The organism is Nocardia ninae NBRC 108245 (genome assembly GCF_007990755.1).
GTDB lineage: Bacteria > Actinomycetota > Actinomycetes > Mycobacteriales > Mycobacteriaceae > Nocardia > Nocardia ninae.
In genome coordinates, this window is sequence record NZ_BJXA01000061.1 from 44,303 (window position 1) to 54,979 (window position 10,677).

Annotated in this window: 9 protein-coding genes and 1 riboswitch; of the genes, 5 read left to right on the top strand and 4 right to left on the bottom strand. The window is 67.5% G+C overall.

The window, feature by feature from the left end; translation table 11 throughout:
* Positions 1-13: 13 nt before the first annotated feature.
* Positions 14-496 carry an OsmC family protein gene (locus NN4_RS32385; protein ID WP_147139375.1) on the top strand — a complete coding sequence of 161 codons (483 nt, stop codon included), beginning with the start codon at positions 14-16 and terminating at the stop codon, positions 494-496.
* Here the strand turns inward: NN4_RS32385 and NN4_RS32390 are convergent.
* Genes NN4_RS32390 through NN4_RS32400 form a run of 3 tightly spaced genes read right to left on the bottom strand, consistent with a single transcriptional unit; the run spans position 453 to position 5,243 of the window.
* Positions 453-2,687 (bottom strand): ABC transporter ATP-binding protein/permease, encoded by a 2,235-nt coding sequence (locus tag NN4_RS32390; protein ID WP_147139378.1) that lies wholly within the window; start codon positions 2,685-2,687, stop codon positions 453-455. The genes NN4_RS32385 and NN4_RS32390 overlap by 44 nt on opposite strands.
* The gene (locus NN4_RS32395; RefSeq protein WP_222595209.1) at positions 2,684-3,658 is read right to left on the bottom strand and encodes an ABC transporter permease; all 975 of its coding nucleotides are present in this window, start codon (positions 3,656-3,658) and stop codon (positions 2,684-2,686) included. Before NN4_RS32395 ends, NN4_RS32390 begins: the two co-directional genes overlap by 4 nt.
* Positions 3,659-3,665: 7 nt before the next feature.
* Positions 3,666-5,243 (bottom strand): ABC transporter substrate-binding protein, encoded by a 1,578-nt coding sequence (locus NN4_RS32400; RefSeq protein ID WP_147139380.1) that lies wholly within the window; start codon positions 5,241-5,243, stop codon positions 3,666-3,668.
* A gap of 15 nt (positions 5,244-5,258) precedes the next feature.
* Positions 5,259-5,442, bottom strand: a riboswitch (cobalamin riboswitch).
* A 77-nt stretch (positions 5,443-5,519) separates the two neighbouring features.
* Here NN4_RS32400 and NN4_RS32405 point away from each other — a divergent pair.
* Positions 5,520-6,218, top strand: a complete 699-nt coding sequence (locus NN4_RS32405; RefSeq protein WP_147139381.1) for a hypothetical protein — start codon at positions 5,520-5,522, stop codon at positions 6,216-6,218.
* Here NN4_RS32405 and NN4_RS32410 read toward each other — a convergent pair.
* Positions 6,188-7,414 carry an MFS transporter gene (locus NN4_RS32410; RefSeq protein ID WP_147139383.1) on the bottom strand — a complete coding sequence of 409 codons (1,227 nt, stop codon included), beginning with the start codon at positions 7,412-7,414 and terminating at the stop codon, positions 6,188-6,190. The genes NN4_RS32405 and NN4_RS32410 overlap by 31 nt on opposite strands.
* 31 nt (positions 7,415-7,445) lie before the next feature.
* Here NN4_RS32410 and NN4_RS32415 point away from each other — a divergent pair, with 31 nt between their 5' ends.
* From NN4_RS32415 to NN4_RS32425, 3 genes are all read left to right on the top strand, one after another.
* Positions 7,446-8,510 (top strand): LacI family DNA-binding transcriptional regulator, encoded by a 1,065-nt coding sequence (locus NN4_RS32415; RefSeq protein WP_147139385.1) that lies wholly within the window; start codon positions 7,446-7,448, stop codon positions 8,508-8,510.
* Between the two features lie 97 nt (positions 8,511-8,607).
* Positions 8,608-9,069, top strand: coding sequence for a DUF4190 domain-containing protein (locus tag NN4_RS32420; protein ID WP_147139387.1), 462 nt, complete (start codon positions 8,608-8,610; stop codon positions 9,067-9,069).
* A 900-nt stretch (positions 9,070-9,969) separates the two neighbouring features.
* On the top strand, positions 9,970-10,677 hold a 708-nt coding region (locus NN4_RS32425), incomplete at its 3' end, for a hypothetical protein (protein WP_147139389.1).

Here is a 10,677-nt window from a genome sequence, read left to right on the forward strand (position 1 = left end):
ACGACATTCGACTATGGTCGGAAGGGTGTCCAAGACGCACGCCTACGAACTGGGTGTCACCTGGACCGGTAATACGGGCACGGGGACCAGCGGTTACCGGGACTTCGAGCGATCGCACACCATCAGCGCGGACGGCAAGCCGGTGATCCCCGGCACTGCGGACCCGGCCTTCCGCGGTGTGCCGGAGCGCTGGAACCCGGAGGAGCTGTTGGTGGCTTCGCTGTCGCAGTGCCACATGCTGTGGTACCTCGTGTTGTGTGCCAGGGCGGGCATCGTGGTCACCGACTACACCGACCATCCGTCGGGCACCATGGTCGAAAACCCCGACGGCGGCGGCCAATTCTCCGAAGTGGTGCTGCGTCCGCGGGCACGGATCACCGATCTTCAGCACCGCGAGCGCGCCCTCGCCCTGCATGAACGCGCCCACGAGCTGTGTTTCATCGCCAATTCGGTCAACTTCGAACTTCGTTGCGAGCCTGAAGTCCTGCGGACCTGAGGGCCTCGCGCGGCACGGTAGTAGCGCTCTCGCCGAGCGGCAGGATCGAATCGGCGAGGCGGTCGATGACGGCGTCCTGGTGACTGATCACTATGAGGGCCACGCCTTTCCGGCGCAGCTCGTCGAGCAGATCGAGCACGAGGTCTTGCGTGCTCGGGTCCAGTGACGACGTGATCTCGTCACAGATCAGGATGCGCGGTTCGGCGGCGAGGGCACGGGCAATGGCGACGCGTTGTTGCTGGCCGCCGGACAGGTGACCGGGGCGGCGCAGCGTCAGGTGGTCGTCCAGGCCGACCGACTGGAGCAGGCGGTGGGTCTGGTCGCGTGCGGCGGGGGAGTCCATGCCGTGGAGTAGGCGCAGCGGGCGGCCGATCTGGCTGCCGATGCGATAGGACGGGTTGAGGGAAGTCGCGGGGTTCTGGAACACGAGTTGAATGGCGCGACGGTGGTCGATGGTTCGGCGATCGACGCTGGAATGCAGTGGGGCGCCGTCGAGTTCGACCAGACCGCGAGCGGGTGCGTGCAGGCCGGCCAGCGCTCGGGCGACCGTGGTCTTGCCCGCACCGGAGCGGCCCGTGATGGCGAGGCACTCGCCGGGATGCAGCGTGAAGGAGACACCAGCCACGACCGGCCGGGGGTTGCGGTGGGTCACGGCGAGGCCTTCGACCCGAAGCATCGGTGCAGCCTTCGGGCGGAATGCGCGCGAAGGTGTTGCGGCCATGGGCTTCTGGTCGCGGCACGGTGCGCTCGCGACGACCTTGCCCCGGTCCAGCTCCAGTACCTCGTCGATCAGCGGCGCGATCGTGGGCAGATCGTGGGTGATGACGAGCAGTGTGGTGCTGTCCTTGATTCTGCGCAGCGTCCGCAGCAGTTGGTCGCGGGTCTGTGCATCCAATCCGGTGGTCGGCTCGTCCAGCACCACGAGTGCGGGCTTGCCGAGCAGTGCCATCGCGAGCAGCACCCGCTGCTGCTGACCGCCGGAGAGCTCGTGGGGGAAGCGGCGCCGGAACTCACGATCATCGGGCAGATCCACTTCACGTAGGGCCTGGGCGACCGGGTCGACACCGAATGTGCCCCGCAGGCGGGCGATTTCGCGCAGGGCGGTGCCGATGCGCATGGCCGGATTCAAACCGGTCGAGGGGTCCTGCGGCACATAGCCAACCGCTCCGCCGAGACCGACCGTGCCCGAGGCTGTCAGCCCGGCGGGTAGCGCGCCGAGCACCGCCAACGCGAATGTGGTCTTGCCCGCGCCGGAAGGACCGACCACGGCCAGACCGTGCCCCGGCGGCAAGCGTAGCGAAATGCCTTCCAGTACAACAGTTCCCGAGGCATCGCGGACCGAGAGTCCGTCGACCGTCAGACCATCCGCCGTAGAAACTGCCGAAAGACCCGACGCCGCCGGTCGATTCACCTCGAAGGCCCGGTCGGTGACCATATTGACCGACACCACCAGCACCATGATCAACAGCGCCGGTGCGAGCACCGCCCACGGCTGCACGCCGAAACCCGGCCGATTCTCGGTGATCATGAGCGCCCAGTCGGGGGAGGGCGGGCGAAGTCCGAGTCCGAGGAAGCCGCTGACCGCGACCATCGAAATGCTCGCCGACATCCGCACGCCCGCATCGGCCAGCACCACCGATCGCAGATTCGGCAGCACCTCGACCACCGCGAGGCGCCACAGCGGTTCACCCCTGGCCCGAGCCGATTCCACGTATCCGGTGGTGGCGAGTTCCAGTACGCAGGTGCGGACGATCCGGATGATCCAGGGCACCGAGGCCAGCGCCGCGGTCACCACGAGCGCGACCGGACCGGCCCCCAGCGCGGTTGCGATCACCGCGAGCAACAGGAACCAGGGCACGACGACTATCGCGTCGACCGGGAGCATGATCCAGCGGTCCAGGCCGCGGCGCAGACCCGCGAGCAAGCCGAGCCCCAGCCCGAGCGCGTACGCGACGATCAGCACCAGCCCGGCGAGCGACAGCAGCGGCAGCCCGCCGTGCAGGACCCGCGACAGCACATCGCGGCCGACCACATCGGTGCCGAAGAGATGGCGGCCAGTCGGGGGCTGGAACGGAGGCGCGACCACCGCGGTCGGCGCGTACGGCGCGAAGACCGGGCCGAGCACCACGAGAAGCAGCACCAACACGGTGACCAGCAGCCAGCCGGAGCGAATCCGGCGTCGCGCCGTCATGCTCGCTCCGTCAGCGCCAGCTGCCGGGCCCGCGGACTCACCAGCAGGGTCAGCAGATCGGCGATCAGGTAGATCGCTATCCCGACCGCCGCCATCAGCACCGCGGCCGACTGGACGAAGGGAAAGTCGCGAGCCGAGATGGCGCGCAACAGTTCCTGCGATAGACCCGGATAGTTGAACAAGGTCTCCACCACCGCGACACCGCCGATCAACCCGACGACCGAACCGGCGAGCGGATAGACGGACGCCGACACCGCATTGGGTGCGACATGCCGCAGCAGCAGCCGCAGCCCACCGATGCCGTTGAGCCGTGCGGTCCGAATGTAGTTGCCTGCCATGACTTCCGCGGTCTGCGCCCGCACCATGCGCACCGGATGCGGTGCCAGCCCGATCAACAGACAGGTCACCGGCAACACCAGGATCTCCGGCCGCTGCCACGCGTTCATGCCGCTCGGCAGCAGCGAGACGGCGGGCAGGAGGTGCAGCGTCAGCGACACCGTCGCCACCAGCAGCACACCGAACACGAAGGACGGCACCGATTCCGCCGCGAGCGCGACCGCACTGATCACCCGATCGGTCCGGGTTCCCGCGCGGGCTCCGGCCACGAGTCCGAGTGCGAGTGCCAGCGGGAGCAACAGTGCGGCGGTGAGCAGCGCGAGGGTGACACTGTTGGTCGCGCGGCCGAGCAGGACATCACTCACCGGCCGGCCCGAGATCAGCGAATGGCCGAAATCGCCCTGGAGGAAAGCGAACAGCCACTCGGCGAAGCGCACCGGTGCGGGCCGGTCCAGTCCGAGTTCGGCGCGCAGTGTGGTCAACTGCTCCGGCGTGGGGTCGCCGCCGCCGTCGCGCGACAGCAGCACCGTTGCCGCGTCCGAGTCCAGTGCTTCGAACAAGCAGAAAACCACGAGCGCGACGGCGAACAGCACGCCGATCCCACCGCCGACCCGCCGTGCGATATAGGCGATCACGGCGGTGCTACGTCGCCAGCCAGGTGGTGGCGTAGTTGGCCCAGTCGTCGGTGCCGGGCACCCCGTTGCGCACACCGCGAACCTGGTTTTTCGCCGCGTCGGGACGTTTGGCGAAGCTGTGCAGGATGTACCCGCCCTCGTTCCAGAGTTCCTCTTGCAGTTCGTGATACAGCGTTCGGCGGCGTTGCGGGTCCATCGCGGCGCGCGCCTCGGCGAACTTCGCGTCCCATCCCGGCCGCCGCCAGCCGGTGCCGTTGCTGGGGGAGGTGCTGGTCATGGTCTGGCCGTAGAAGTAGTCGAGACTGTAGTTCCACCAACCGATGTGCGACAGCGGTGCTTTACCGCTGACCTGGGAGAAGTAGGTGTCCGCCGGCACCGATTCGAGCCGGATGTCGATCCCGGCCGCCTTCGCGTGCTCGGCGAACAATGTCGCGGAGTCGAGCATGCCCGGTGATCCGTCGGCGGTCGGCAGCGTGACCGTCAGATTCTCTTTCCCCGCCGCCCGCAACAGCTCTCGTGCGCGCTGCGGGTCATAGGTCCGCTGGGGTAGACCGTCGTTGTAGAAGGGCGCACCCTTGCCGTAGACGTCGTTGCCGACCTCGGCGTAGCCGTAATACACCGAATCGACCATGGCCTGGCGGTTCACGGCGAGGCGCATGGCCTGCCGGACCCGCACGTCGTCGAACGGCGGTGTGTCCACGCGCATCTGGAACGCGCCCATCAGGCCGGCGGGCGGGACCACCACGGTCGTACCGGGATCGCGCTCCAGGGTGCGCGCTTGCAGGTACGAGATCTCGTGCACCACATCGGCTTCGCCGGACAGGAAGGCGTTGACCCTGGCCTCGGTCTCCGCGATCTGGATGATCTCCACCTCGTCGAGCAGGGGGCGTCCGTCCCAGTAGCGATCGTTGCGCCGCAACAGGGTTCGGTCGCCGGGCGACCATCGCTGCAAGGCGAAAGGACCGGTGCCCACCGGCAACGACGACCCATCGATGGTGCCGGTGCCGTCCTTCACGATGTAGCAGTACCAGCCCGCCAGCACCGAACCGAAGTCGGCCAGCGGCGATTTCATCGTCACCAGCACACTGAGATCGCCGTCGGCGCGAGTGCGCGACATATCGATGTTGGCGAGATCGCCGGACGACTTCTTGGCCGGGTCGAGCATCCGCTCGAAACTCCACAGCACGTCCCGCGCCGTCAGCGGCGCGCCGTCGCTGAACACCACGCCCCGGCGCAGATTGATCCGCCACTGGCTGCCGTCGGCATTGGGCTCCAACGACTCCGCGAGCCGATAGCGCAACGTCAGATCGTTGTTGTAGGCGACAAGCTTGTCCCACACGTTCTTCGACACCGCGCCACCCGCCGAGCTACCGGCCTCGTGCGGATCGAGCACGTCCGCGCTCGCCGACCGCCCCGCGATCACCGACCGCAGGCGTCCGCCCGCTCGCGGTGGTCCGTCCGGAGCTGCCGGGCCGCCCTCGGTGCCACAACCCGCGAGCAGCCCGCCCAGCGCGAGCGCACCCGCACTCCCGAGCAGAAAGGAACGGCGACCGAGCCCGGGCCGCACCGCTGTGTACTTGTCCATTGCCATCCTCGTGGGTGAGATCCCGATACCACGGCGCAGGTATCCTGGCTCCCGGATCAACACTCCCCGCCGGTCTTCCAGCCTGGGTAGGCCGTGACCATGAATCGGCGGATCGCTCCTCGGTGACAGTTGCGGGACAGCCCCGGATTCGCACCGGTGTTCCCTACGCCGGATTCAGACCATACCGTCTGCTATTCCGAAGGCCCACCACCAGCCGGATCGCTGTACGTTCGAATATCCGGGATACACGGGTCGGCAACCCTGGATGATGGGCGGATGCTCCCCACCGACCACCTGGTCCAGGCAGACCGTCGCCCAGCGGTGATCGACACGCCCCTCGGCACCGTCGAGTTCTCCGTCACGCTCGCGTCGGACGTGCTACCGGCCGCGTCGAATACCCTGTGGCGCTTGGCGAATGGTACGCATCTACATCGGTGGCGGCACCGGACCGCAACGGTCGATCTGTTGCTCGGCGGCATCGACGTCAAGCCATGGGACGGCGGCGCACCGGTCCCGGTGTGGGCCGGGATCTGGCAGGTGCAGGCGCGCGCCGAGGTGTCCGGACTGGTCGTCTCGGCCGAACTGACCGACCTGCCCGCCGGAACGAGCGGCGGCCAGGACTCCGCCGAATGCCTCGCCGCGGTGAGTGTCGAGAACGAGCACTTCATGGTGTCGATCGGCGGCCCGGATTCGGAGCTGCTCGGTCTGCAGGCCGCGGACGGTCGGCTGATGCCTGCCGGTTGGGCGCACCTGCTGCCGGCCGGCGCGGACGACAACACTTCCGAATATGGCGTGCGCTACACGGATCCGGCCCGAATCGCGTGGCATCTGCCCGGCCTGGCCGCCGGGGAAGTGGCCAGACTTTGCATCGCGTGCGCCTGGTGTCCCCGCGACGACGATCGACCCGCAGCCTGGTACGCGGTCGACATCCCGCTCGACACCGCCTACCTCCACCTCATTGCCGAGCCGACCTGATCGGCCGCATCGCGTTCACCGAATCCACTGCGGCGCAGCAATGTCGGTGTCAGCAGGAACAGTGCGATCGCCAGGGCCGCGACGGCCAGCATGGCACCGCGCAGCCCGACGGCGGCGGCCCAGAGCCCGACATAGACGGGCCCGAGCAGGAACCCGAGATAGGACACCGTCGTGACGATCGACGTCGCGCGGCCGCGGTGGGCCTCGTCGACGTTGCGTGAGACCACGGCCAGCAGCGTGGGGAACAGTACCGCGGTCCCGGCCGCGGCGACCGAGAGACCGGCTACGGCGACGAAAAGCGTTGGCGCCGAGGCGATGATAACGGTGCCGGCAGCGGTGGCCGCCGCTCCGGCGAGGAGTAAGGTGCGCGACCTATCGGCCCGCACACCGCCGACGGCGAACCGGGTGAGCGCGACCGCGCCCGCGAACACGGCGGGCGCGACCGCGCTCGGTCCCGCCCCGGTACGCAGTTCGGCCTCGGCGAAGACCGCGCTCCAACTCTGATGCGCGTTCTCGCTGGCGAAGGCTAGTGCGCCGAGTATCCCGATGAGGAGGAACGGAGCGATCCGCCATCGGTCGGAGTCGGCGAAAGCTGTTGTAGTGCAGTATTTGTGGCCATCCGGTATGCCGCTGTCCGGCAGCATCCGGAACATGGCGGCACCGGCCACCATCGAGGCGACAGCGACCGCGACAAAGGGGACTGCGAGCGGAAGTTCCACGGCCGCAGCCAGTCCGGCGGCAAGACTGCCGAGCACCACCAGGCCGGAGAACGCGCCATGGGCCCGGGTGATGACGGGGCGACCCGCGCGCCGCTCCGCCCGTCCGGCCACCGCGTTGATGGCCACGTCGGCAGCTCCGCTGGTCGCCCCGACGAACGCCAGCCCGATGCACAGGCTCGCCAGATCCCGGGCGGTCAGCGCCAATCCGGCGCCCACGCCACCCAGTGCGCCGATGGCCACCGACGCGACCCGCAACCCCCACCGATCCAACGCCCGACCGACCAGCAGCATCGCGGGCAGCGCGCCCGCGCCGACGAACAACAAGGCGAACCCGAGCCGGCCCGCGCCGAGGCCGGACTGCTGGGCCACCCGTGGCACGGACGCACCCCAGATTCCCCAGAACGAGCCGAAGGCCGCGAATGCCACATAAGCCGAGGTGATCAGCGGGCGCGGCGAGTCGGCGGGTGGTCGAGACATATGTGTAACGATACACAACTATGCTGAGCCGATGGTTTCCTCTGCCGGTTCGAAGCGGGTGACGCTCGCGCATGTTGCCGAGCGGGCCGGAGTGTCGGTCATGACCGCCTCCTATGCCTACAACCGGCCGAGCCGAGTCTCCGAGCAGGCTCGTGCGAAGGTGCTGGCGGCGGCGGCCGAGCTCGGCTACGCCGGACCCGACCCGAGCGCCCGCTCGCTGCGCCGCGGCAGCACCGGCACGGTCGGCGTTGTGCTCGGCGAGCAGCTGAGCTACGCGTTCGACGATCCGCAGGCGGTGTTGTTCCTGGCTGGGATCGCCGAGGTGTGTGCCGAACGTGGTTGCGGCATAACGATTCTGCCGATCACGGGCGCCGCCGACGATCCACAGCGGATCCAGCGCGCGGCGGTCGACGGGTTCATCGTGTGGACCACCGCCGACGACGATCCGATCCTGCCCGCCGTGCAGGCGACCAAGCGTCCCGCAGTTGTGCACGGCGGACCGGCGGTGCCTGGATTGGGTCTGGTCACCATCGACAACCAGGCGGCGGCGCGGGCGGTGGGCGCCGTCGCGTTCGCGGACGCACAGCGTCCGGCGGTGCTGAGCTTTCCGCTGTCCAGGCAGCGAGTCGGCGCGATCACGCCGGGTACAGGCATCGCGGACGTCTCGTTCTCGGTAACCCGGCAGCGGCTCGGGGGGTATCGACAGGCCGCCGAGCAGGCCGGAATTGCCTGGGCCGAGGTGACCGTCGCGGTGTGTGCACGTAATGACGCGGCCGAGGCAGAAGGCGTCGCGACCACCCTGCTGACCTCCGCCGAACCGCCCGACGCGATCGCCGCGATGAGCGACGAACTCGCGGCAGGTGTTGTCCGCGCCGCACGTGCGCTCGGTCGCGCCATCCCCGGCGAACTGGCCGTAACCGGGTGGGACGATGCCGCGGTAGCCGCGCGGCTCGACATCACCACCGTCGCGCAATCATTGCGCGAACAGGGCGCTTTATGCGCCCACGCCGCGCTCGGGCAGCGGCTCGACTCCCGCGCCGAGCCGTGGTCGATTATCCGGCGCTCCAGCACGCGTCATTTACCATTCTTTCGATAAGGCTGCGTGTGGCACGCGTGCGCTCGGCTCGAATTTCATTAGCATTCGAGAGGTCATCGAACGGGCGCAGTGGAACCGACGCAAAGAAAGGACAGCCATGACGGAGGAATTTCCCCCCGGTTATACGGCGCCGGGCCAGTATCCGCCGCCGGTCCCGGGGTCTCATCGGCGGCCCGGCGGCAAGGGCCTGGCCATCGCGGCGTTGGTGCTGGGTATCCTCGCGCTGCTCACCTTCTGGACGGTGATCGGCGGCATCCTGTTCGGCCTCGCCGGCCTCGTCATCGGCATCATCGCCGCGGCGCGGGCCCGTAAAGGCGCCGCCGAGGGTTCCGCTATGGCGATAACGGGCTTGGTGTTGAGCATAATCGCGTTGATCGTGACAGCGATCGCCATCGCCGTCGGCTTCGCGCTTTTCAGTTACACCGGTGGTGACGAGTTCACCGACTGTGTGAGCGACGCCGGTAACGACCGTGCGAAAATCGATCAGTGCGAACGGGATTGGCAGCAGACGGTGGAGAACAAATTCAGCGTCACCATCAGCCCGCAGCCGACGAACTGACTCGGTAGTTCTCTTCTTGTCGACGATTCAGCGTGCGACGGAATGGATCTCGTCAGGACAGCTTCGCTGAGCAGTGTGTAAGACACCGACTTGCCGATGAGCGCGTGGCGCCGTGCCCGCGCTCCGGCAGGCGGTCCGGCCCCGCGTGACTACGACACCGCGGGTCATTGCGCTCGAATGGCCGGGTGCGTCGAACTTCCATTGTGAATATTTTCATCCGTGGGTAATTGAGTCCAGGCCATACCCGCCGACCAGTCGGCATCGTCCACCGGAGAAATCCATTCGGCGTGCTTACGAATTCGACACTATTCAGGTGCGCAGTAGGGGTCGACGCAAAGGCCATGGGGGACTATGGTTGTGACCTACCAGCCCTCGTCCCGAATCTGTCTCGATGCCGAGATGTATTGTGGGACACCGAAGTCCGCTGCCTGGTCCCAGCAGTCGACCACCTCTGTGCATTTTAGGTGGAGTTATGTCCTCATATGCCGAATATTCGGATCGCCGCATCGCATTGCGCCCCTTACGGATTCGAGCGGTCGGTATGTATTCGGTGTGATTTCCCACCGCCGCTGAAACATTGTTGCGCACGGCCTTGTCGCAATGATAATTCCCGAAGAATTCGAGCTGTCCCTGGCGCGCGTATTGCGCTGCCTGGGTCCATGAGAACGATATGGAAGAAAGGAGGTGACAAAAATGACGAAGATGCCCTACATCGAGCCCCTGGTGATTTGCCTGGGCGCGGTCGAGGACCACACCACGATCCTCTTCCGCGGCGTGCCTGATCTGGTCAGCCACGGCAACCTGATCTAGCCGCACGCAATGATCGACCCGTGGTCCCCTCCTTTCGGCACGTGACGGGGAGGGGGCCACATTTATCGGCGAATGAGAGGTTCCGCCATCATGGACCATTCCCCACTTACCGTGGACTACCTCGGTTGCGCCGGCCGAGCGACCCTGCCCCGAGCTGGGGCTCCCGTCGACTTCACCAGTGCGCCCTTCACCGCCTTCCCCGCGCGCAGTGTCCCGGAGAGCCCGAATTACTTGCGGCAGTGGACAAGAGCGGGAACGCACCCGACTGTCCGGCCCGCGCACCCGAGCGATCGAGCCCACCTCGCGCTGGGCGGCACCCTCACCGGAGTCTTCGACGATGCCCTCGCCGAACGGATCACCGCCACGCTCATAAGCGGACGGTATGCGGATCTGGCCGAGCTACCGGGCGACCTGGTCGGTTGCCTGGTCACCGACGATCGAGTCTTCCTGTTCCGCAGCCTGTTCACCCGAGACACTCTGTTCTACAAGCAGTCCGGCCACACGCTGGCATGGTCCAGCGATCCCGCCGACCTCGTCCCCGACACCCTCGACCGGCTGGACCGGGAAACCATCTGGCGAATCTGCCGCGGCGACAGCATCTTCGCCTATCCCGAGTTGGGCTTGCTCCGCCCCGGCCACCTGCTGGTGTTCGACGGTGTGGCGGCCGAGGTCGTCCAGTACGACCGGATCACGCCGAAGCCGCTGCCGCGGGGCAGTACCGCGCGGGACTACGCGGAGCGAGCATGGGAACTTCTCCTCGCCGCGACCCGGCCTTACGCGCACAACGGTCACATCGGA